The 22,973-nt window shown below is 68.1% G+C and carries 18 protein-coding genes; 11 read left to right on the top strand and 7 right to left on the bottom strand.

What is annotated here, in order from left to right:
• Positions 1 to 39 precede the first annotated feature (39 nt).
• The 3 genes from QM841_RS17280 to QM841_RS17270 all read left to right on the top strand — a co-directional run bounded on the left by QM841_RS17280 (position 40) and on the right by QM841_RS17270 (position 8,530).
• Positions 40 to 3,921 (top strand): ABC transporter ATP-binding protein, encoded by a 3,882-nt coding sequence (locus tag QM841_RS17280; protein WP_283332907.1) that lies wholly within the window; start codon positions 40 to 42, stop codon positions 3,919 to 3,921.
• A gap of 111 nt (positions 3,922 to 4,032) precedes the next feature.
• Entirely contained in the window at positions 4,033 to 7,809 is a 3,777-nt protein-coding gene (locus tag QM841_RS17275; RefSeq protein ID WP_280783523.1) for a multifunctional oxoglutarate decarboxylase/oxoglutarate dehydrogenase thiamine pyrophosphate-binding subunit/dihydrolipoyllysine-residue succinyltransferase subunit, read from the top strand.
• A gap of 4 nt (positions 7,810 to 7,813) precedes the next feature.
• The gene (locus tag QM841_RS17270; RefSeq protein ID WP_283332906.1) at positions 7,814 to 8,530 is read left to right on the top strand and encodes an AAA family ATPase; all 717 of its coding nucleotides are present in this window, start codon (positions 7,814 to 7,816) and stop codon (positions 8,528 to 8,530) included.
• On the opposite strand, the gene QM841_RS17265 is transcribed toward QM841_RS17270, so the two are convergent.
• On the bottom strand, positions 8,527 to 9,498 hold the full coding sequence (locus QM841_RS17265) for a hypothetical protein (RefSeq protein WP_283332905.1): 972 nt from the start codon (positions 9,496 to 9,498) through the stop codon (positions 8,527 to 8,529). The genes QM841_RS17270 and QM841_RS17265 overlap by 4 nt on opposite strands.
• Before the next feature lie 102 nt (positions 9,499 to 9,600).
• Entirely contained in the window at positions 9,601 to 10,239 is a 639-nt protein-coding gene (locus QM841_RS17260) for a TetR/AcrR family transcriptional regulator (protein ID WP_283332904.1), read from the bottom strand.
• Positions 10,240 to 10,309: 70 nt separating this feature from the next.
• On the opposite strand from QM841_RS17260, the gene QM841_RS17255 reads away from it, so the two are divergent.
• Genes QM841_RS17255 through QM841_RS17245 form a run of 3 tightly spaced genes read left to right on the top strand, consistent with a single transcriptional unit; the run spans position 10,310 to position 13,666 of the window.
• A complete protein-coding gene (locus QM841_RS17255; protein ID WP_283332903.1) occupies positions 10,310 to 11,911 on the top strand; it encodes a flavin-containing monooxygenase in 1,602 nt (533 codons plus the stop codon).
• Positions 11,908 to 12,738, top strand: coding sequence for an SDR family NAD(P)-dependent oxidoreductase (locus QM841_RS17250; protein ID WP_283332902.1), 831 nt, complete (start codon positions 11,908 to 11,910; stop codon positions 12,736 to 12,738). Before QM841_RS17255 ends, QM841_RS17250 begins: the two co-directional genes overlap by 4 nt.
• Before the next feature lie 7 nt (positions 12,739 to 12,745).
• Positions 12,746 to 13,666, top strand: coding sequence for an alpha/beta hydrolase (locus QM841_RS17245; protein ID WP_283332901.1), 921 nt, complete (start codon positions 12,746 to 12,748; stop codon positions 13,664 to 13,666).
• Here the strand turns inward: QM841_RS17245 and QM841_RS17240 are convergent.
• Positions 13,625 to 14,566, bottom strand: a complete 942-nt coding sequence (locus QM841_RS17240; RefSeq protein WP_283332900.1) for an ABC transporter substrate-binding protein — start codon at positions 14,564 to 14,566, stop codon at positions 13,625 to 13,627. The genes QM841_RS17245 and QM841_RS17240 overlap by 42 nt on opposite strands.
• Before the next feature lie 143 nt (positions 14,567 to 14,709).
• Here QM841_RS17240 and QM841_RS17235 point away from each other — a divergent pair, with 143 nt between their 5' ends.
• From QM841_RS17235 to QM841_RS17220, 4 genes are read left to right on the top strand one after another with little or no spacing between them, the layout of a single operon-like run.
• Entirely contained in the window at positions 14,710 to 15,684 is a 975-nt protein-coding gene (locus QM841_RS17235) for an ABC transporter substrate-binding protein (RefSeq protein ID WP_283332899.1), read from the top strand.
• Between the two features lie 10 nt (positions 15,685 to 15,694).
• Positions 15,695 to 16,852, top strand: coding sequence for an ABC transporter ATP-binding protein (locus QM841_RS17230; RefSeq protein ID WP_283332898.1), 1,158 nt, complete (start codon positions 15,695 to 15,697; stop codon positions 16,850 to 16,852).
• A gap of 4 nt (positions 16,853 to 16,856) precedes the next feature.
• Entirely contained in the window at positions 16,857 to 17,555 is a 699-nt protein-coding gene (locus QM841_RS17225) for an ABC transporter permease (RefSeq protein WP_005239327.1), read from the top strand.
• Positions 17,552 to 18,253: an ABC transporter permease gene (locus tag QM841_RS17220; RefSeq protein ID WP_283332897.1), complete on the top strand. Its 702-nt coding sequence runs from the start codon at positions 17,552 to 17,554 to the stop codon at positions 18,251 to 18,253. The genes QM841_RS17225 and QM841_RS17220 overlap by 4 nt, the downstream gene beginning before the upstream one ends.
• Before the next feature lie 85 nt (positions 18,254 to 18,338).
• On the opposite strand, the gene QM841_RS17215 is transcribed toward QM841_RS17220, so the two are convergent.
• The 3 genes from QM841_RS17215 to QM841_RS17205 all read right to left on the bottom strand — a co-directional run bounded on the left by QM841_RS17215 (position 18,339) and on the right by QM841_RS17205 (position 21,119).
• Positions 18,339 to 19,532, bottom strand: coding sequence for an NAD(P)-dependent malic enzyme (locus QM841_RS17215; RefSeq protein ID WP_283332896.1), 1,194 nt, complete (start codon positions 19,530 to 19,532; stop codon positions 18,339 to 18,341).
• Between the two features lie 376 nt (positions 19,533 to 19,908).
• The gene (locus QM841_RS17210) at positions 19,909 to 20,268 is read right to left on the bottom strand and encodes a hypothetical protein (RefSeq protein ID WP_283332895.1); all 360 of its coding nucleotides are present in this window, start codon (positions 20,266 to 20,268) and stop codon (positions 19,909 to 19,911) included.
• Positions 20,265 to 21,119 carry a PHP domain-containing protein gene (locus tag QM841_RS17205; protein WP_105412761.1) on the bottom strand — a complete coding sequence of 285 codons (855 nt, stop codon included), beginning with the start codon at positions 21,117 to 21,119 and terminating at the stop codon, positions 20,265 to 20,267. The genes QM841_RS17210 and QM841_RS17205 overlap by 4 nt, the downstream gene beginning before the upstream one ends.
• Before the next feature lie 147 nt (positions 21,120 to 21,266).
• Between QM841_RS17205 and corA the strand changes: the two genes are divergently transcribed.
• Positions 21,267 to 22,358, top strand: coding sequence for a magnesium/cobalt transporter CorA (corA, locus tag QM841_RS17200; protein WP_280783512.1), 1,092 nt, complete (start codon positions 21,267 to 21,269; stop codon positions 22,356 to 22,358).
• On the opposite strand, the gene QM841_RS17195 is transcribed toward corA, so the two are convergent.
• Positions 22,355 to 22,942, bottom strand: coding sequence for a suppressor of fused domain protein (locus QM841_RS17195; protein WP_283332894.1), 588 nt, complete (start codon positions 22,940 to 22,942; stop codon positions 22,355 to 22,357). The genes corA and QM841_RS17195 overlap by 4 nt on opposite strands.
• Positions 22,943 to 22,973 lie beyond the last annotated feature (31 nt).

The raw sequence follows: 22,973 nt of genomic DNA, 5'->3' as shown, positions 1-22,973 counted from the left end.
GTGCCGCCCCTGTCGGTACCCGGCGCTAACGTGGATCCAGTGGCAAGTGAGAGTGCGTCCGGTTCGGTGATCGAACGGGAGCAGACGCTGGAGCAGGATCAGGCACGGCCGGGTTGGATTCGACGGCTGAGCGGTGAGTGCTGGGCGCACCGCCGTGTCGCACTCGGCGCCCTGTCCGTGACGGTCGTCGCCGCCGGGATCGACATCTCGTTCCCCCTCCTCACCAAGTACGCGGTCGATGCCGCGGGCTCGGGTAGCGCCACTCAGGTGATCGGCATCGCCGCCCTGCTCATCGCACTGCTCGCGTGCGTCCGCTTCGGCTGCCAGTACGGCCGCCGGATGCTCGCAGGCAAGCTGTCGCTCGACGTCCAGCACGATCTGCGGCTGGGCCTGCTGGGCGCGCTGCAACGCCTCGACGGGCGGGGGCAGGATCAGATCCGCACCGGACAGGTGGTCTCGCGGTCCATCACCGACCTCCAGCTGGTGCAGGGCCTGCTCGCCATGGTCCCGTTGTCGGCGGGCGCGTTGCTCCAATTCGTCCTCGCGCTCGGCATCATGGCCTGGCTGTCACCGCTGCTGACCGTCGTCGCGCTGGTGATCGTCCCCGCCGTGTGCCTCGTCGTCTACGTAATGCGCCCGAAACTGTTCGCGGCCACCTGGTCGGCGCAGCAACGGGCAGCCGACCTCGCGCAGCACGTCGAGGAGACCGTCACCGGTGTCCGCGTCGTCAAGGGGTTCGGCCAGGAGCGCCGGGCCGTCGACCAGCTCGAAGACCACAGCCGGACGCTGTACGCCGAACGCCTGCGAGCCGCCCGGATCAATGCGCGCTTCGCTCCGACCATGGCGGCACTGCCCCAGCTCGGTCTCGTCGGCGTCATCGCGGTCGGCGGCTACCTCGCCCTGCACGGTTCCATCACGATCGGCACGTTCCTCGCCTTCGCCACATACGTCGCCACGATGACCGCCGTCACCCGCACGCTGTCGTCGGTCGTGATCATGGCCCAGCTGTCCCGGGCCGCCGTCGAGCGCGTGTACGAGGTGATCGACGCCGAACCGGAGGTCGCGGACCCGCCGCACCCCACCGCACTGCCCGGCGGACCGCTGGGTGTGGACCTGCGGGCGGTCACGTTCGGATTCGAACCGGACCGGCACATCCTCCGCGGACTCGACCTGCGCATCGCGCCCGGCGAGACGGTCGCGGTGGTCGGTATGGCCGGCTCCGGCAAAACCGCCCTGTCGCTGCTGCTCCCCCGCTTCTACGCACCATCCGCGGGTTCCGTGTCCCTCACGTCGGCGGGCGAGTCGTTCGACGTCTCGCAGCTGAGCGCCGAGCAGTTGCGCGAAGCCGTCGGCCTCGTGTTCGACGAGCCGTTCCTCTTCTCCGACACCATCGCGGCCAACATCGCCCTCGGCAGGCCCGACGCCAGCGCCGAGGAGATCCGCGCCGCCGCCGACATGGCCGCCGCCGACGAGTTCGTCTCCGCGTTGCCGGACGGGTACGACACCGTGGTCGGCGAACGCGGTCTCACCCTCTCCGGCGGGCAGCGGCAGCGGATCGCGCTGGCACGCGCACTCCTCACCGACCCGAGGGTGCTGATCCTCGACGACGCGACCTCCGCCGTCGACGCCACCACCGAGGCGTCGATCTTCGCGGCGCTGCGGGCGAATCGCGGGCGGACGGCGCTGATCCTGGCGCATCGCCGCTCGACCCTGTCGCTCGCCGACCGCGTCGCCGTGCTCGACGGCGGACGGATCATCGATTCCGGCACGGTGGCCGAACTCGACGAACGGTGCCCGCTCTTCCGCGCACTGTTCGCCTCCCCCGACAACGCCGGCCCCATCGACGTCAGCCTCCCCGCGCCGAGCGAGCCGATGCCGTATCAGCGCATGCCGTCCGAGTCCGAGTTGTGGCCGGAGGACGTCGAGGAGTGGGACGTGCCCGGCTCGTCCGCCTCGTCCGGCCGCACCCCGGCGTCCGGTGCGGGCCCCGGCGGTGGCCGCACCGCCGGCGGACCGATGGCGGGAGCGCTGGGCAACGTAGCCGCGACCCCGGAGCTTCGGCAGGCCGTGGATGCGCTTCCGCCCGCCGTCGAGAGCCCGGGCATCGACACCCGGAACCTGCGCCTGCCCGAGCCCGACTTCCGGCTGTCGCGGATCCTGCGGCCGGTCCGTGCCCTCCTCGTCGCCGTCGTCGTCTGCCTCGCGCTCGACTCGCTCGCGGGGATCGCGTTCCCGTCGATCGTCCGGTTCGCGATCGACCGCGGTGTCGTCCCGCAGGACTCCGCGACGCTGTGGACCGCGGCGGGGGTCGGCGTCGCTCTCGTGGTCGCCGGCTGGCTCGTCGTCGCACTGATGACGGTCCTCACCGCCCGAGCGGGGGAACGTGTGCTGTTCGGGTTGCGGGTGCGCAGCTACGCCCACCTGCAGCGGCTCGGGCTCGACTACTACGAGCGCGAACTGTCCGGCCGCATCATGACCCGGATGACCACCGACGTCGACGCGCTGTCGTCGTTCATCCAGACCGGGATGTCCACCGCCGTGGTGAGCGTCCTGACCGTCCTCGGCATCTCCGTCGCCCTCGTCGCCACCGACGTCACGCTCGCGCTGGTGGCGCTCGCCGTCATCCCGCCGCTCGTCGTCGCGACGCTGATCTTCCGCCGGATCTCCTCGGTGGCGTACACGGTCTCGCGTGAGCGGATCTCGCTCGTCAACGCCGACTTCCAGGAGAACATCGCCGGGCTCCGCGCGGCCCAGGCGTACCGCCGCGAGGGGTTCGCCGCCCGCCGGTTCGCGGAGCGGGCCGACAGTTACCGGCGCAGCCGGATGCGGTCGCAGCGGGCGATCTCGCTGTACTTCCCGTTCATCGCGTTCCTCTCGGATCTCGCCCTGGCCGCCGTGGTGTTCGTCGGCGCGCGGCAGGTCGCGGCAGGCGACACGACGACCGGAACACTCGTCGCCTTCGTGCTGTACCTCGGGCTGCTGTTCGGGCCCATCCAGCAGCTGTCACAGGTGTTCGACGGGTACCAGCAGGCCAGTGTCGGTCTGCTCCGGATCGGGGACCTGCTCCGCACTCCCAGTTCCATCGAGCGGGCGACGTCACGGGAGAACCTCCAGCCGATCGACGGGCATCTGCGCGGCGAGCTGTGCCTGCGCGACGTCGGGTTCCGTTACCAGGGCGCCGACAGCGACGCCCTGACCGGCATCGACCTGCACATCCCCGCCGGCACCACCGTCGCCCTGGTCGGCCGGACCGGTGCGGGCAAGTCGACCATCGTGAAACTGCTCGCCCGCTTCTACGACCCGACGTCCGGCGCGGTGCTCGTCGACGACGTGGACCTCCGCCGGTACCCGCTCGGCGCGTACCGCGGGCGCCTCGGCGTCGTCCCCCAGGAGGCGCACCTGTTCACCGGGACCGTTGCCACCAACATCGCGTACGGCCGCCCGGATGCGAGCCGCGAGGAGATCGAGGACGCTGCCCGCGCGGTCGGAGCGCTGGGCACGATCGCCGGATTGCGGGGTGGGATGCATCACCCCATCGGCGAGCGCGGGCAGGGACTGTCGGCGGGCCAGCGCCAGCTGATCGCGCTCGCCCGGGCCGAGCTGGTCGACCCCGATCTGCTGCTGCTCGACGAAGCGACCGCGACGCTCGATCCGGCCACCGAGCAGGTAGTTCTCGAGGCGAGCAGCCGTGTGACCCGGACCCGGACGTCGGTGGTGGTGGCCCACCGACTGGCCACCGCGGCCCGGGCAGATGTGATCCTCGTCATCGACAAGGGACGGGTGGTCGAGACCGGATCGCACGCCACTCTGCGCTATGCCGGTGGCCACTATTCGGGACTGTGGGATGCGGCGGAGACCGGGTCGGGGAATAATCGCGGGGCGAGAACCGTCATCGATGGTGACCCCATCGGTTGGCCGTGAGACAGCTCACACGTGCGGGCCTGGCGATTTACACGTCACACGCGAGGGCTAGTCTCATGTATATAGGCGCTCTGATCGGGTACCGAAATAGAAACGAGGCGAACACCTGCCGTGAGCAGCAGCTCTACATCCCAGTTCGGACAGAACCAGTGGTTGGTTGACGAGATGTACCAGCGTTTCCAGGACGATCCGTCGTCCGTGGACGCGAGTTGGCACGAATTCCTGACGGATTACTCTCCCGACGCCGCCGCCAAGGCAGGCGCAGCCAACGGACACGGCACGAACGGCACCACCACCGCCGCACCTGCTGCCGCTCCCTCCGCCAAGGCGTCGACTCCCCCGGTTCCCGAGTCCGAGACCGCACCCAAGCCTCAGACCAAGACGGCCAACGGCGCCGCGCCCAAGACTGCACCCAACGGTGCAGCTCCGAAGGCTGCTGCCCCGAAGACCGAGGCCCCCAAGAAGGCCGCACCCGCGAAGGAGACCGCGGCGAAGGACGCGAAGGCGTCCGCTCCCGCTCCTGCGGTAGAAGAGTCGAAGGTTCTCCGCGGCGCAGCTGCTGCCGTCGCCAAGAACATGTCGGCCTCGCTGGCCATTCCGACCGCCACCAGCGTTCGCGCCATCCCTGCGAAGCTGATGTTCGACAACCGGATCGTCATCAACAACCACCTCGCCCGTACCCGCGGCGGCAAGATCTCGTTCACGCACCTGCTGGGTTACGCGATCGTGCAGGCGGTCAAGGCGTTCCCGAACATGAACCGGCACTTCGCCGAGATCGACGGCAAGCCCAACGCGGTCACCCCCGCACACACCAACCTCGGTCTGGCCATCGACCTGCCGGGCAAGGACGGCAGCCGGTCCCTCGTCGTCGCCGCGATCAAGAACACCGACACCCACAACTTCACGCAGTTCTACAGCGCCTACGAGGACATCGTCCGGCGCGCGCGTGACGGCAAGCTCACCGCCGAGGACTTCTCGGGTGTCACGATCTCGCTGACCAACCCCGGCGGCATCGGCACCGTGCACTCCGTGCCGCGTCTGATGAACGGCCAGGGCGCCATCATCGGTGCCGGCGCGATGGAATACCCCGCCGAGTTCCAGGGCGCGAGCGACGAGCGTCTGGCCGAGATCGGCGTCGGCAAGCTCATGACGCTGACCTCGACGTACGACCACCGCATCATCCAGGGTGCCGAGTCCGGCGACTTCCTCCGGACCATCCACAACCTGCTGATCAGCGACGAGTTCTACGACGAGATCTTCCACGCGCTGCACATCCCGTACGAGCCGGTCCGCTGGCGCAAGGACGTGCCCGAAGGCGCCGTCGACAAGAACACCCGTGTTCTCGAGCTGATCGCCGCGTACCGCAACCGTGGCCACCTGATGGCCGATACGGATCCGCTGCAGTTCGTCAAGGACAAGTTCCGCAGCCACCCGGACCTGGACGTCCGCACGCACGACCTGACCCTGTGGGATCTCGACCGCGAGTTCAAGGTCGGCGGCTTCCACGGCCAGGAGAAGATGAAGCTGCGCGACGTGCTCAGCGTGCTGCGCGACGCGTACTGCCGCCACGTCGGTGTCGAGTACACGCACATCCTGGAGCCGGAGCAGCAGCAGTGGCTGCAGGACCGGGTCGAGGCGCACCACGTCAAGCCCACGGTCGCTCAGCAGAAGTACATCCTGAGCAAGCTCAACGCCGCCGAGGCGTTCGAGACGTTCCTGCAGACCAAGTACGTCGGGCAGAAGCGCTTCTCCCTCGAGGGCGCCGAGTCCGTCATCCCCATGATGGACGCCGTCATCGACCAGGCCGCCGAGCACCAGCTCGACGAGGTCGTCATCGGCATGCCGCACCGTGGTCGCCTCAACGTTCTCGCGAACATCGTCGGCAAGCCGTACTCGAAGATCTTCACGGAGTTCGAGGGCAACATGAACCCGGCGGCCGCGCACGGCTCCGGCGACGTGAAGTACCACCTCGGCGCCGAGGGCACGTACATCCAGATGTTCGGCGACAACGACATCACGGTGTCGCTGACGGCCAACCCGTCGCACCTCGAGGCGGTCGACCCGGTCCTCGAGGGCCTGGTCCGCGCGAAGCAGGACATCCTCGACAAGGGTGAGGACGGCTTCACCGTCCTGCCGCTCATGTTGCACGGCGACGCCGCGTTCGCCGGTCAGGGTGTCGTGGCCGAGACGTTGAACCTGGCACTGCTGCGCGGGTACCGCACCGGCGGCACCGTGCACATCGTGGTCAACAACCAGGTCGGTTTCACCACCGCCCCGGAGTACTCGCGTTCGTCCGAGTACTGCACCGATGTCGCGAAGATGATCGGCGCGCCGATCTTCCACGTGAACGGCGACGACCCCGAGGCCTGCGTCTGGGTCGCTCAGCTCGCTGTCGACTTCCGGGAGAAGTTCCAGAAGGACGTCGTCATCGACATGATCTGCTACCGCCGTCGCGGTCACAACGAGGGCGACGACCCGTCGATGACGCAGCCGGCGATGTACGACGTGATCGACACCAAGCGCAGCGTGCGTAAGAGCTACACCGAATCCCTGATCGGCCGCGGCGACATCTCGCTGAAGGAAGCCGAAGACGCACTCCGCGACTACCAGGGCCAGCTGGAACGGGTGTTCAACGAGGTTCGCGAACTCGAGAAGTACACGCCGGAGCCCAGTGAGTCGGTCGAGCTCGACCAGGTGCTGCCCACGAAGTTGAAGACGTCCGTCGACGAGTCGGTGCTCGAGCGGATCGGCGACGCGTTCGTCAACGTGCCCGAGGGCTTCACCGTGCACCCGCGCGTCAAGCCGGTCATCGAGAAGCGCCGCGAAATGTCCCGCGAGGGCAAGATCGACTGGGCGTTCGCCGAGCTGCTCGCATTCGGTTCGCTGGTCGACCAGGGCAAGATGGTTCGCCTGTCCGGCCAGGATTCCAAGCGCGGCACGTTCACGCAGCGTCACTCGGTCCTCATCGACCGCAAGACGGGCGCCGAGTACACCCCGCTGCAGAACCTGGGCAGCGAGAACCCCGGCAAGTTCCTCGTCTACGACTCCGCACTCAGCGAGTTCGCCGCCGTCGGCTTCGAGTACGGCTACTCCGTGGGCAACCCGGACGCGCTGGTGCTGTGGGAGGCGCAGTTCGGTGACTTCGTCAACGGCGCGCAGTCCATCATCGACGAGTTCATCTCGTCCGGTGAGGCCAAGTGGGGTCAGCTGTCCGACGTCGTGCTGCTGCTGCCGCACGGCCACGAAGGTCAGGGTCCCGACCACACGTCCGGTCGTATCGAGCGCTTCCTGCAGTTGTGCGCCGAGGGTTCGATGACCGTGGCGGTGCCGTCCACCCCGGCCAGCTACTTCCACCTGCTGCGTCGTCACTCGCTCGACGGAATCCGCCGCCCGCTGGTCGTCTTCACACCGAAGTCGATGCTGCGGAACAAGGCCGCGGTCTCCGACGTCGAGGACTTCACCACCGGCAAGTTCCGCTCGGTGTTCGAGGAGCCCACGTACGAGACGGGCGACGCCGAACGCGACAAGGTGCGTCGTGTCCTCCTCGTCAGCGGCAAGCTGTACTGGGAGCTGCTGGCGAAGAAGCAGAAGGACAACCGCGAGGACATCGCGATCGTCCGCATCGAGCAGCTGTACCCGGTTCCGAGTCGTCGTCTCCGCGAGACGCTGGACCGCTACCCGAACGCCACCGAGTTCCGGTGGGTTCAGGAGGAGCCGGCCAACCAGGGTGCGTGGCCGTTCTTCGGTCTCGCTCTGCCCGAGTTGCTGCCCGACAAGCTGTCCGGGATCAAGCGCATCTCGCGTCGTTCGATGTCGGCACCGTCCTCGGGTTCGAGCAAGGTGCACGCTGTGGAACAGCAGGAGATCATCGACGAAGCGTTCAGCTGAGCGTTTGACTGATCTGCCACTGAGCCGGGTCGAGTTCACTCCACGGAGCGGATTCGACCCGGCTTCGTGGTATCTGGACCTGCCCTCGGTGACGGAACTGTGCGACAACGGGCTGGCATTCGAGCGGCCGGTCACGGTGATCGTGGGTGAGAACGGTGTCGGGAAGTCGACGCTGGTCGAGTCGATCGCCGCGGCCTGGCAGGGTGGGTTCCGCGGGGCGCAGGACCGGTTGTGGTCGGCGGGTTCCAGCCCCGAGGACGCGGATCTCGGCACTCACCTCACGTGTGTCGGCGCCCGGCCGCAGCCGTACGGCGGGTGTTTCCTGCGTGCCGAGTCGATGCATTCGCTGTTCGGTGCGGCCGACGAGTCACGTCCCCGCGAGGACGATCTGTCGTTCAATCAGCTCTCGCACGGCCAGTCGTTCCTGCGGTACGTCGCCGACCGTCCGATCGGGGTGGGCCTGTGGATTCTGGACGAGCCGGAGGCCGCGCTGTCGTTCCAGTCCTGCCTGGCGCTGCTCGGGGTCATCTCGGATCTCGCCGAGGAGGGCTCGCAGGTGATCATGGCGACGCACTCTCCCCTCCTCTCCGCCGCGCCCGGCGCCGAGATCTGGGAACTCACCGACGAGGGCATCGACTACCCCGAGTGGAATCAGCTCGACCTCGTCCGCAACTGGCGGTCGTTCCTCGACGGACCCGACCGCTTCCTGCGGCATCTCTAGGCCGGTCCCGCCTGCTGTTCGGACTCCTCCGCCCGCGACCTCACGGCCCGGACGGCGAGGGCGGTGGCGGCGAGGAGTCCGCCGAGGGCGGCGAGGGTGAGCGCGTCGGGGTGGATCAGCGGCTGGCCGCGGAACGCCTGCCACGTGAGCAGGGCGAGTAGCCCGGCGTAGGCGAGCGCCAGCACGGCCATCAGGGAGGCTCGGGTTCCCTCGCTGCGGAGCCAGGGTATCCGCGACGCGAGGACGCTCAGGACGAGCGCGCCGATCAGCATCACCTGCAGGCCGTGCAGTCCGACGAAGTGCGGGATGCGGAGGTCGCCGCCGGACGTGCTCCAGTTGGTGACCGGCAGTCCCGGATTCTCGTCGGTGACGCCGACACTGTGCCGCGCGGCGAGTTCGACGACGCGGCCGTTCGCGTCGGTCGTGGTCTGCCGGCCCTGAAATCCCATGAGGTAGCCGAGTGCCATCCCGGCCACCGCCAGGAACAGGCCCGCATGGATGGCGCGGGTCAGGGGACGATCCCCCACGCGCTGGAACAGCAGTATCAGGGCGATCACGAGGTTCGCGACGAACAGTCCGGGGACACCGGTCATGAACACGTACTGGCCGATAGTGTTGACGGCGTCGTCGGACGTGTTGAAGTGGCTGAACGTTCCGCGCGCAGCCTGCACCGCGATGAATCCGACGTCGATGATGCCGGTCACGGCGAACACCGTCGCCATGGCCCGCGTCCATCGGCTGCCTCGGTGCGGGAGGGTCAGCATCCACGCCAGGGTGGCCCCGTAGAGCGCGAAGGAGACCGCGAACTTCAGCGGTTTGAGCCACACGGACACCCCGAGCACGGTCCGGTCGTCGACGAGGAGTCCGACGGCGCACACGAGTGCGAGGGCGGTCATCGCACCGACCATCACCGCCAGCGGCACCTGGCGGGACTCGACGATGCGGGAGCGGAGATCGAGGGTGGTCATGACGAGAACGCTAGGAACGTCGCATGCGTCGCCACGTCACGCCGGGGAATGAAACCGGTGTCACCCGCGGGTATTACGGGTGTACCCCGAGTACTAGGGGTGTCAGGTGGTGGTGGCCGACACCAGCGCGGCGGCGATCTCGGGTGCGGCGGCGATGGCGAGCGCGGGGAGGGCCTGGACGTTGAGTTCGATCAGTTCGTCGCGGGTCAGGTGTGGGTCGCGCAGCCAGGTGATCGTGACTTCCTCGACGTAGGCGATCCAGCCGCGGACGGCGAGTTCGACCGCCCGGGTGGGCTCGACACCGATCGCGGGCAGTTGTTCGAGGGTCCGTGCGGACATCACGGCCCGGGTCTCCTCGAAGACGGCGCGCATGTCCGGGTCGCCACTCGCCGTTCCCCGCAGGAGCGACACGTACGTGCCACGGTTCTCGCTGACGTAGTCGACGTACGACGCGAGCACCGAGCGCAGGATCTGCATCGGATCCCGCGCTTCCCCGACGTACGGGTCGGGGGCGGTGCGGGCGAGCATCTCGCTGCTGGTGTGCCGGACGATCTCGAGGTGGAAGTCGTGCTTGGACGCGAAGTAGTGAAACAGGAGGCCGCGGGAGACACCCGCCTGATCGGCGATGTCCTCGACGGAGATCTGCTCGAGCGGGCGCTGCGCCAGCATCTTCGCACCGAGATCGATCAGTTGCGCGCGCCGTTGTTCGGGGCTGAGACGGGTCCGCTTCACGACGTCCATGAGACAAGACTACTGAATGAAGGTCAATAGGCTATTGACTGCCCCTCAATAGCGCCCTATGGTTTCTTACATGAGTCTCCCCGTCACAGATACTTCCGCCGCCACCGCAGGTGTCCGGCACATCGACACGCTGATCATCGGCAGCGGGTTCGCCGGCCTCGGCGCGGCGATCAAGCTGACCCAGGCAGGCAAGACCGACTTCCTCGTGCTCGAACGCGGCACCGACGTCGGTGGTACCTGGCGAGACAACACGTACCCGGGTGCGGCGTGCGATGTTCCCTCACATCTGTACTCCTACTCGTTCGCACTGAACCCGGAGTGGACCCGGTCGTTCTCGACGCAGCCGGAGATCCAGAAGTACATCCAGTCGGTGGCCGACAAGTACAAGGTGCGCGACAAGCACCTCTTCGGCTGTGACGTGCAGTCCGCCCACTGGAACGAGTCGACCACCCGCTGGGAGGTCACCACCACGAAGGGGAACTTCGTCGCGAAGGTCCTCGTCTCCGCGGTCGGCGCACTGTGCGAGCCGTCCCTCCCCGACATCAAGGGCATCGAAGGCTTCCAGGGCGAGATCTTCCACTCCGCCCGCTGGAACCACGACGCCGACCTGACGGGCAAGCGCGTCGCCGTCATCGGCACCGGCGCCTCGGCGATCCAGATCGTGCCCGCCATCGGCAAGAAGGTGTCGCACCTCGACGTGTACCAGCGCACGGCGCCGTGGATCCTGCCCCGCGCGGACCGCGAGTACACGAAGCTCGAGCACGCCGCGTTCAAGTACCTTCCCGGCTTCCAGAAGCTGTGCCGCACCGGTATCTACTGGATGCGCGAGAGCCAGGTCGTCGGACTCGCGAAGGCCCCGGTCTTCATGAAGCCGCTGCAGCTCGCGGCCGAGCGCCACCTGCGCCGCCAGATCAAGGACAAGGATCTGCGCAAGAAGGTCACGCCGAACTTCCAGATCGGCTGCAAGCGCATGCTGATCTCGAACAACTACTACCCCACCCTCGCGCAGGACAACGTCGACCTGGTGACCGACGGCATCGCCGAGGTCACGGCCGACTCGGTGGTCTCGAAGGACGGCACCGTCCGCGAGGTCGATGCCATCGTCGTCGCCACCGGCTTCCACGTCACCGACTCCCCCACGTTCGAGGGCATCTTCGGCAAGGACGGCCGCTCGCTCGCCGACGTCTTCGACGAGGGCGGCCAGCAGGGCTACAAGGGCGCGGCGATCGCGAACTTCCCCAACATGTTCTTCCTGGTGGGCCCGAACACGGGTCTGGGCCACACCTCGATGGTCTTCATGATCGAGTCGCAGCTCAACTACCTCGTCGACGCCCTTCAGACGCTCGACAAGTACGGCATCGGCAAGATCGAGGTCCGTCAGGACGCCCAGGACCGGTACAACGCCGAACTCCAGGAGAAGCTGTCGCACAGCGTCTGGAACAACGGTGGGTGCGCGAGCTGGTACCTCGACAAGCACGGCAACAACACCACGCTGTGGCCGGGCTTCACGTTCCAGTTCCGGAACGAGACGAAGCGCTTCGACCTCACCGCGTACGACAGCGTGGCCACCGCCGATCTGCCTGCACCCGTGCACGTGAACGGCAAGACCCCCGGCCCCTCCGCCATCCCGGCACAGATCGACCTCGACGACGACAAGGTGACAGCACAGTGAGCGAGTTCGCAGGCAAGGTAGTCGTGATCACCGGAGCCGGTTCCGGTATCGGCAGGGCGCTCGCCCTCAACCTGGCACGCCGGGGTGCCAGGTTGGCGATCTCGGACATGGACACGGTCGGGCTCGCCGAGACGGCACGCCAGGCCGAGGCGCTGGGCGCCGAGGTCAAGGCCGATCACCTGGACGTCACCCAGCGCGAAGCGGTGCTCGCGTACGCCGACGAGGTGCGGGCGCACTTCGGCAAGATCAACCAGGTGTACAACAACGCCGGCATCGCCTACCACGGTGAGTTCGAGAAGTCCGAGTTCAAGGACATCGAGAAGATCATGGACGTGGACTTCTGGGGAGTCGTCAACGGCACCAAGGCCTTCCTGCCGCATCTCATCGCGTCGGGCGACGGCCACGTCGTGAACGTCTCCAGCCTCTTCGGTCTGCTGTCCATGCCGGGTCAGAGCGCGTACAACTCGGCGAAGTTCGCGGTGCGCGGTTTCACCGAGTCGCTGCGCCAGGAGATGCTGATCGCCAAGCACCCCGTGAAGGTGACGTGTGTGCACCCCGGTGGCATCAAGACGGCCATTGCCCGCAACGCCACCGCGGGACCGGGTGAGGACCTCGACACGTTCGCGAAGTTCTTCGACCAGAAGCTTGCCCGCACCACGCCGGAGGCGGCTGCCGAGACCATCGTGAACGGAGTTCGCAAGAGCAAGCCGCGCGTCCTGATCGGCGCCGACGCCAAGTTCCTCGACGCCTGGGTGCGGCTCGTCGGACCGAGTTACCAGCGTGTGGTTGCCCTCGTCGCCGGACGAGTCCTCCCGAAGTCGAACTGAGGTACCGATGAGCTTCCACCTGCCGCTGCCGGTCGTCGCGACGGCCCTCCGGCCGTTCTACCGACTCAGCCTCAACGCCCGGCTTCCGTACACCGTGCAGCGGGCGCTCCTCGACCTCGGCGCTCCGTTGCAGCAGGTGCCCGCAGGTGCCGTCGTCCGCCCGACCTCGCTGGCCGGGCGGCCGGCGGAGCGAATCACGGTGGGACCCACCGAACGCCGGACCGCGGTGCTCTACCTGCACGGCGGGGCGTACACGATCGGTTCGCTCGCCACGCACCGTTCGCTGGCCGCTCACATCGCCAGGGAATCCGGCAGCGTCGTCTACACCCTCGACTACCGGCTGGCCCCGGAGCATCCGTTCCCGGCCGGGCTCGAGGACGCGGTCGCGGCGTACATGGAGCTGAACACCGAACACGGTTACGAGACAGAGCAACTCGCCATCGCGGGCGATTCGGCGGGCGGTGGCCTCACGGTCGCCACGGCGCGCCGCCTGATCGACCGGCACGGTGTGACTCCGGCCGCGTTGGCGCTGATCGCTCCGTGGGTCGATCCCGGCAGGCGTGACACGTCCCGGGACCGGGATCTCGTGGTCAACACGGCGTGGTCGTTCGACGCCGCCGAGAAGTACCTGGGCAACGGGGACGCACACGATCCGGGTTACGCACCGCTGCACGGAAATCTGGCGGGACTGCCGCCGACGCTGATCCATGTCGGGGTGGACGAGGTGCTCTACCCGCAGATCATGGAATTCGTCGACAAGCTGAACGAGTCGGATGTGGACGTCACGCTCACCGAGTACGCCCGGCTGTGGCACGTCGCCCACCTACAGGCGTCCCTGGTCCGCGAGGCCGCGGATGCGGTCGCCGAACTCGGGGCGTTCCTGGGTTCACAGATGAGCGTCGAGCCACACCCGCGCCACGTCGGCTGAATCGGCACCACCGCGGACCTGGCCGATCATGTCGGCCAGGTCCGCGGTCGTCAGCTCACCCGCCACGACGTTCAGTGCCTTCAGCTGGGCTTCGGTGAGAGTTCCGATCCGGAACAGCGGCACCACGTTCTGTGCGGTGAACACGTGCTCGTCGTCCGCCAGCAGCACCAGATCGGCGTCCGAGACGTCCGGTGACGCGGTGGTCACCCCGGCCACCCGCACGGCTCCGTCCGACGGTGCCGGAGCGGCGAGTTCGCCGACGGCGGCCGCGTCGTCGGCCACTGTCCGGATCTGCGCGAACGTGCAGCCGGTGAGGTCGGGAAGCGCGTCGGCCTCGAACGCCGGGGCCAGCACGGCTGTACTGGTGGTGCACGAGGGAACGAGTTCGTCCAGGGTGGTGAGATCCAGCTGCCCGGACGTCTGCGAGGTCACGGCCAGCGCCGACCTGTCCTCGGCGGCCGCGAAGTCGGAGATCGAAAGCCCCTGTGGCAGAGCCTTGCTCAACGCCTCGAACACCTCGTCCTGTTCCGTCTCCGTCGATTCGGGGTCGTAGTAGCGCAGCAACCGGCCCGTGAACTCCGGCACCAGGTTGACGTTTCCGGCATCGAGCTGTCCGAGGTACGTGGTCCGGTCGCCGAGTCCCCCGTCGGTGATGACCGACGCCCCAGTCGAACGCAGGGCACCGGCATAGATTTCGGCCAGGATCCGACTCTCCGCGCCGTCACCCGCACCCACCACGATCTCGCCCTGCCCTTGCCCCGCGGAACCGTCGAGGGTCGTGTCACCGCCTGCGCATCCCGACGCCGCCCCCGCGACCAGCAGCAGTGCGAACCCGGCGATCAGGGCCCGGGACCATGCCGCCGGGCGCTCGGCCGATCCGTCTGTCCGTGTGTGTGCCACGTCGCGCCTTTCGTTTACCTCGAGCTGGTCGAAAACCGTGCTCTGTCCGCCCCTATCGTTACACTGGCCAACCGATGGCGCGGACACGCGTCCACCGGCTTCCGTCGGCAGGTCCGGCGCCGGTGACAACGGGAAGGACGCTCATGCGCACCTCACGAATTCTGTCGGGCTTCGCCCGCCGCTCCGTTGGCAGTATCGCTCTCGCGACGGTCGCCGTCGTGTCGCTCGCGGCGTGCGGTGGCGGCGGATCCGACCCCCTGTCCGCCGGCGGCGACGGATCGGGTGACGACCCCAACACGATCATCGTGGGATCCGCGAACTTCCCCGAATCGGAGACGGTCGCGAACATCTACACCGAGGTCCTCCGCGCCAACGGGTTCGACGTGACGACGAAGTTCAACATCGGCAGCCGTGAGGCCTACATCCCTGCGCTCGAGGACGGGTCGATCGACGTCATCCCCGACTACACGGGCAACCTGCTGCAGTATCTCGACCCCGATTCGACGGCCACGAGCGCCGCCGACGTGGACGCCGCGCTGCCTGCCGCGCTGGGTTCGGAACTGACGATCACCACACCGGCCCCGGCCGAGGACAAGGACGCCGTCGTCGTCACGAAGGAGACGGCGCAGCGCTGGAACCTCACCTCCATCGCGGATCTCGCGGCGCACTCGAACGAGGTGAAGTTCGGTGCTCCCGCCGAATTCCAGGAACGTCCCGGTGGCCTGCCCGGCCTGAAGGCCAAGTACGGCCTCGACATCACAGCAGACAACTTCGTCCCGATCGCCGACGGCGGCGGTCCCGCCACGGTGGACGCCCTCGCGGCGGGACAGATCACGGCCGCCGACATCTTCACGACGTCCCCGGCGATCGCGCAGAACGGTTTCGTGGTGCTCGCGGATCCGCAGAACAACTTCGCGGCGCAGAACGTCGTGCCGGTGGTACGCGCCACCAAGTCCTCGGACAAGCTGACCCGGGCGCTCGACGCACTGTCGGCGAAGCTGACCACCGAAGAGCTTGTCGCGCTCAACGATTCCGTGTCGGGTGACGCGAAAACCGAGCCGGCGGCGGCCGCGAAGCAGTGGGTGACGGACCAGGGGCTCGACAAGCCGGTCTCGTGAGGAGCCTGCCGTGATCACATTCTCGGGAGTCACCAAGCAGTACCCGGACGGCACGACGGCGGTCGACAACCTCGACCTCGAGATCGACGCCGAATCGTTCACGGTCTTCGTCGGGCCCTCCGGCTGCGGCAAGACCACGTCGATGCGGATGATCAACCGGATGATCACCCCGACCGCGGGAACGATCACGGTCGACGGCCGCGACATCGCCCAAACCGACGCGGTGAAGCTCCGACTCGGCATCGGCTACGTCATCCAGAGCGCGGGACTGCTGCCGCACCGCACGGTGGTCGACAACGTCGCGACCGTGCCGGTGCTGCGCGGCGACTCACGACGCAACGCCCGCAAGGCCGCGTTGGCGGTGCTCGAACGCGTCGGACTCGATCCGGCGCTGGCATCCCGCTATCCCGGGCAGCTGTCCGGCGGGCAGCAGCAACGCGTCGGGGTCGCGCGGGCGCTGGCCGCCGACCCGCCGATCCTGCTGATGGACGAGCCGTTCAGCGCCGTCGATCCCGTTGTCCGCGAAGACCTGCAGGCCGAGATGCAGCGCCTGCAGGCCGAGATGCGCAAGACGATCGTGTTCGTCACCCACGACATCGACGAGGCCGTCAAGCTCGGCGACCGGGTGGCCGTCTTCGGGCCGGGTGGCCGGTTGCAGCAGTACGACGCGCCCGACACGGTGCTGTCCGCGCCGGCCACCGATTTCGTCGCCTCGTTCGTCGGACGCGACCGCGGGTACCGCGGGCTGTCGTTCCGGACGGCAGATCAGGTTCCGCTGCACACCATCCGGACGGCGACCGAGAAGGAGTTGCCCGGGCTCCGGCTCGAACAAGGTGAATGGGTCCTGGTCGTCACGGATGCGGGCGTTCCGCGGGGCTGGATCGACGTCACCGGCGTCGAGGGGGCGCGGGCCGGACGGCCCGTCTCCGAATGCACTGCGGCGGGCGGATCCCTCTTCTCCCCCGGTGCCGACCTGCGGCAGGCCCTGGACGCGGCCATCTCCTCGCCGTCGGGCATCGGAGTGGCCGTCGACGCCGACGGCACGGTCACCGGCGGCATCCTCGGCTCCGAGGTGATCGCGAAGCTGGCCGAGCAGCGGGCAGCCGAGGATCGCGCGCGGGGTGAGCACTACTTCACTGCCCCACCGGCGACCCCGGACGGGCCGTGATCCCATGCGATGGCTCATCGACAACTTCTCGGTCGTCGTCGACCTGACGAAGACCCATCTCTATCTCGCACTGGTTCCACTGCTGATCGGGTTACTCATCGCGGTCCCGGTCGGGACCGCGATCCGGGGTGCGTCCTGGCTGCGGAAGATCACGCTGATCGTCGCGGGCATCGCGTTCACGATCCCGTCGCTGGCGTTGTTCGTGACGATCCCCTCCGTCGTCGGACTGCAGATCCTGGACCCGCTCAATGTGGTGATCGCGCTGACGATCTACTCCACCGCTTTGCTCATCCGTGCCGTGCCCGAGGCCCTCGACTCCGTTCCCGCCGACGTCGTCGACTCCGCCACCGCGATGGGTTTCACCCGGCTCCGCCGGGCCCTGACCGTCGAATTGCCCCTCGCGCTACCCGTTCTCGTCGCGAACGTGCGAGTGGTGGCGGTGACCAACATCTCTCTGGTGTCGGTGGGTTCGCTGATCGGGATCGGCGGTCTCGGCACGCTGTTCACCCAGGGCTACCAGCGAGACTATCCGGACCAGATCCTCGCCGGGATCATCGCGATCGTCGTTCTGGCCCTCGCGTTCGACCTGCTGCTGTTCCTGGTCGGGCGGGCACTGACACCGTGGACCCGGCAGCAGAAGGTCCGGCGCACGCCGCTGGTCGCGGGACAGTCGGCGGCCCCGGCCGCAGGGGAGGCTTCGTGAACATCTTCGGCGGCGCATGGGAGTACATCGTCGATCCGGGAAACTGGTCGGGCAGCACCGGAATCGGCGCCCGCATCCTCGAGCACCTCTGGTACAGCTTCCTGGCGGTCGCACTGTCCGCGGTGGTCGCGGTGCCGATCGGTCTGATCATCGGGCATCTGCGCAAGGGTGACGTGGTCGTGGTCGGTCTCGTCAACGCGCTCCGGTCGCTGCCGACACTGGGTCTGCTGACGTTTCTGGTGCTGCTGCTCGGACTGGGACTGATCCCGCCGATCCTCGCCCTGGTGATCCTCGGAATCCCGCCGGTGCTCGCGGGCACGTACGCGGGTGTTGCGAACGTCGACCGGACGGTCGTGGACGCCGCCCGCGCGATGGGGATGACCGAGTGGCAGGTCCTCACGCGTGTCGAGGCCCCGAATGCGCTGCCGCTCATGCTCGGCGGGCTGCGCAACGCCACCCTGCAGATCATCGCGACTGCTACGGTTGCTGCGTATGTCAATCTCGGCGGCCTGGGCCGCTACATCTTCGACGGATTGGCCCTGCGCCAGTACGACCGGGTGCTTGTCGGTGCGCTGCTCGTGACGATCCTCGCTCTGGTCGTGGACGGCCTGCTCGCGCTGGCGGTGTGGGCGTCCGTTCCCGGGACCGGCCGCCTGCGCCGCAACCCGAGCGCCCAACAGATCGCCGAACGCGCGTAATAGCGAACACGTCACCCAACGGCAAACACCCCGACACCGGAACCGTGGGTGCGGGTTCCGGATCGGGGTGCTCGACGGATTCTCGCTAGTCGGTGACGCCTTCTGCACGGGCAGCGGCGGCGACTGCCTCCGCGACAGCGGGGGCGACGCGAGGATCGAGCGGGCTGGGAACGATCTTGTCCACAGCCAGCTCGTCACCGACGACCGAGAGGATTGCCTCGGCGGCGGCGAGCTTCATACCTTCGGTGATCCGGCGGGCACCGGCATCGAGCGCACCCCGGAACACCCCCGGGAAGGCCAGCACATTGTTGATCTGGTTCGGGAAGTCACTGCGCCCGGTGGCCACGATCGCCGCATGCTTACGGGCGATGTCCGGGTGGATCTCCGGGTCCGGGTTCGACAACGCGAACACGATCGAATCCTGCGCCATGGTCGCGATCAGCTCCTCCGGCACGGTGCCCGCGGACACCCCGAGGAACACATCCGCGCCGTCGAGGGCTTCGGCGGTGCCGCCGCGGCGGCCGGCCGGGTTGGTGCGCGCGGCCAGATCGACCTTGACCTCGTTCAGGTCCTTGCGGTCGGCGGAGACGATGCCCTTCGAATCGAGCACCGTGACATCGGCGATCCCGGCGGCGAGCAGGATGTTCGCGCAGGCGACACCGGCGGCGCCGGCACCGGAGATGACGACCCGCAGCTGGTGGATGTCGCGGTCCTGGACCTTGACCGCACCCTTGAGGGCGGCCAGGACGACGATGGCGGTGCCGTGCTGGTCGTCGTGCATGACCGGGCAGTCCAGGGCCTCGATGACGCGCTTTTCGATTTCGAAGCAGCGCGGTGCGGAGATGTCCTCCAGGTTGACGGCCCCGAAGCTCGGGCGCAGCCGGATCAGGGTTTCGACGATCTCGTCGGGGTCCTTGGTGTCGAGGACCAGCGGGATCGAGTTCAGGCCCGCGAAGTTCTTGAACAGGGCGGACTTGCCCTCCATCACGGGAAGCGAGGCCCGCGGGCCGATGTCCCCGAGGCCGAGTACCGCGGAGCCGTCGGAGACGACGACCACCAGGCGGCTGGTCCAGGTGTACCGGTCGGCGAGGGTTTCGTCGGCGGCGATGGCGCGGGAGACCTGCGCGACGCCGGGCGTGTAGGCGATGGACAGGGCGCGCTGCGTATCGAGGGCGGTCGTGGTCTCAACCGAGAGCTTCCCCCCGATGTGGCCGGCGAAGATCTCCTCGTCGGTCAGCTCGACCTTCTGCGGTGTGGTGGGTTCGGACACGATGGACACGATGACACTCCTGCTAAGTCCAGGCTCACTCGGGGCCGGGTTACTGAGAAGTAACCGTGAGGATCGGCGCTGATCCTCACAGTTGCTCCACGAACGACAACTGAGGGTGAAGCTTCCGGGGTGCGCGATCACGATGGCCGCAGAACGTCCGAAGCGTCATGGCACGGGCGGGTGAGCCCTGGCAACACTGCCATAAACCCCCGCCGAAGGGCGGTGGCGCCGACGTCGGAGTGGTGCTAAGTCTGGCACGAATATCGATGCACAATCAAATTGCCACGACAGTCAGATGTCTCACGTTTTCTGGCCTCTACCTGTGAGAACAAGTTACCGATGGGTCACTGTGAGAGCCGGTTTCACATAACGGGCCGAGCGTCCGTCAACCCCACCACTGGGTAGCCAGCAGAAGCGCCGCCGCCGCGAGGACGGCGACGGATGCGACCATGGCGACGAGACCGTCGCGGCGGTCCGCAATCCGCTGCGCCACGATCACGAACACGGACGCGACCACGTGCGCGGTGATGGAGATCGTCCCCGGGCCGGGAAAGCCCCGGCCGCCGCCCACGTAGGCGGAGCCGATCACGACGAGGCAGAGGATCACCACGCCGGCGGCGACGGCCCCGCTGAGGGCGCGCAGCGCGCGGACGACGAGAGGGCTGCGTCGCGGTTCGGTGGCCGTCACCGTCCTCGGAAGGGTGGGACCGTAGGGGTCGTACCGCTCGAACTCGTGCGTGTTCATGCCGAGACCACCTGTACGCCGGATGCTTTCGAGACGAGGGTGTCGAATTCGTCGGCGTCCGTCGTGAACTCGCCGAGCCGGATGGCCTTGTTCGTGCCGTGATAGTCGGAGGAGCCGGTGACGACCAGACCGAGCTCGTCGGCCAGTTCCTGCAGAACCCGAGTGTCGTCCGACGAGTGGTCGGGGTGGTGCACCTCGAGCCCGTGCAAACCGGCTCCCGCCAGGTCGCGGACGTGATCGAGCGACAGCAGCCGTCCCCTCGTGCGGGCCCGTCCGTGGGCGAGGACGCTCACTCCCCCGGCCTCCGCCACCAGTTGCACGGCGTCGTCGAGGGGGGTATCGGACTTGTCGACGAAGTACCGGCCGCGCGGGGCCAGCAGATCCACGAACGCCTCACCGACGCTGCCGACCACACCGGCGCGCATCAGAGCCCTGGCCAGGTGTGGGCGTCCCGCCGCGGGTCCCGCTTCCGCGAGCACCTCGTCGGCGTCGATGGGCAGACCGTCCTCCATCATCAACTCCGCCATCGCGCGGATTCGCACGATCCGCTCGTTCCGCAACCGTTCCCGCTCGCGTGCGAACGCCGCGTGCGCGGGATCGAACAGGTAGGCGAGGAGATGCACCGCAACCGGGCGTCCGTCCTCACCGCGGCCCTCGCAGGACATCTCCATGCCCCGCACCAGCGCGAGCCCCGCAGGCAACGCCGCGACCGCCTCGGCCCACCCCGCGGTCGTGTCGTGATCGGTGATCGCCACGATGTCGAGTCCTGCTGCCCCCGCGGCGCGCACCAGGTCCGCCGGGCTGTCGGTTCCGTCGGAGGCCGTCGAATGGGTGTGGAGATCGATGAGCACCAGACCAGTCTGTCAGGTGTCGCGGCACGGGGTCCGAGCGTGCGGCCCGGAAGCCTGGCGTGTCGTGCGACGCCGCCGGTCCGGAGCGGGTGCTGACGTACGATTCACCAGCAGCGTTTCCGACTCGCCGGTGAAAGGGAGGGCCCCGTGCCGTCTGTGCCCTCGCTCCCCAAGCGTGGCAGCGACAAGGATCAGCGCAGCGGTGACAAGGACCCGGGCCCCAGGATCCGCATCCCGACCGCGCGCGCCATCGTCGACTGCGGTGTGTACGTCGACGGCACGAGGCTCCCCGGAAAATACACGCACCAGGCCGCGATGGCCGAGGTCCGCAAGCGGGGCCGAGGGTTCGTGTGGGTCGGGTTGCTCGCCCCCGACGAGGGGCAGATGGAAAGCGTGGCCGAGACGTTCGGGCTGCACGAGTTGATGGTCGAGGACGCCGTCCACGCCCACCAGCGGCCGAAGCTGGAACGCTACGACGACGTGCTGTTCCTGGTGTTGCGGACGGTCAACTACGTGCCTCACGAGTCGGTGGCGACGGCCAGCGAGATCGTGGAGACCGGCGAGATCATGGTGTTCGTGGGCGCCGACTTCGTCATCACCGTCCGGCACGGCGACCATTCCCCGCTCGCGAACGTCCGCCACGCGCTGGAGGCGAACCAGGAGCGCCTCGCCCTGGGCCCGTACGCGGTGCTGCACGCGGTCGCGGACCACGTGGTGGACACCTACCTCGAAGTCACCCAGGCCATCGAAGAGGACGTCGACGGCATGGAGGAGGCGGTGTTCAGCCCGCGCAGCAGCGTCGCGGTCGAACACATCTACCTCCTCAAGCGCGAGATCGTCGAACTCCGCAAATCGGTGAACCCGCTGTCCAACCCGCTGCTGCGGCTGACGCGGGCACCGGGCAATCCGGTGCCGAAGGAGATCCGCCGCTACTTCCGCGACGTCCTCGACCACCACACCACCGTCGCCGAGCGGATCGCCGAATACGACGAGGTCCTCAGCTCACTCGTCGACGCCGCCCTCGCCAAGATCGCCGTGCAGCAGAACACCGACATGCGCAAGATCTCGGCGTGGGTGGCCATCGCGGCCGTGCCGACGATGATCGCGGGCATCTACGGCATGAACTTCGACAACATGCCCGAATTGCATTGGCAGTACGGCTATCACGGCGTGGTATTCGTGATCGCATCGGTGACGGTGGCCCTGTTCGTCACGTTCCGCCGGAACCACTGGCTCTAGAGGGACGCGGCACCGCGGTACGGATCGCGGACGTCGATGCCCGCCTCCGTCCAGGCGTCGCGCAGTGCCCCGGCGCCGCGCAGCCGGACCCACGCCGCTTCGGTGCCGGTGAGCGGCACGACAGCGAGGAACCGCACGGCCTCCGCGGGTTCGGGCAGCGGGAGGTCCGGGACGGTCGATTCACCGAGCAGCACGGCGGTGAACGGTGCGTCCTTCCACAGCGGCTCCCCCAGGTCGAGCAGCGCGTCCTCGACGAGAACCACCCCTTCCACCGACGGCGCCGCCGCCAGGACCGCGAGGGTCCGCGCAACTCCCGATGCCACCCCGGCCCCACCGCGCAGGGTGAGGATCAGTTCGGCGCGGGGGCCACGGAGCGGGTCGGCCACCAGTTCGCCGGGGTCGCCCATCGGGTGCCGGGAGCACCCCAGGGTCACGTAGCGCACCAGCCCCTCTTCGTCGGGTGCGAACCGCAGCACGTCCAGCGGCTCGACGCCCAGGAACGTCACCGATGCCGCAGTCGGCTCCGGTCCCCCGATCTGCCCCAGCAGGTGCGCGCGAACGGAGGCCACAACGCTGTCAGTCACCCCGCAATCAAACCACCGAAGCCGCTCACCC

This window comes from Rhodococcus sp. IEGM 1307 (assembly GCF_030056915.1).
Taxonomy (GTDB): domain Bacteria; phylum Actinomycetota; class Actinomycetes; order Mycobacteriales; family Mycobacteriaceae; genus Rhodococcus_F; species Rhodococcus_F opacus_D.
The sequence above is the reverse complement of the archived record's forward strand: the minus strand, read 5'-3'. Positions and strand labels throughout refer to the sequence as shown.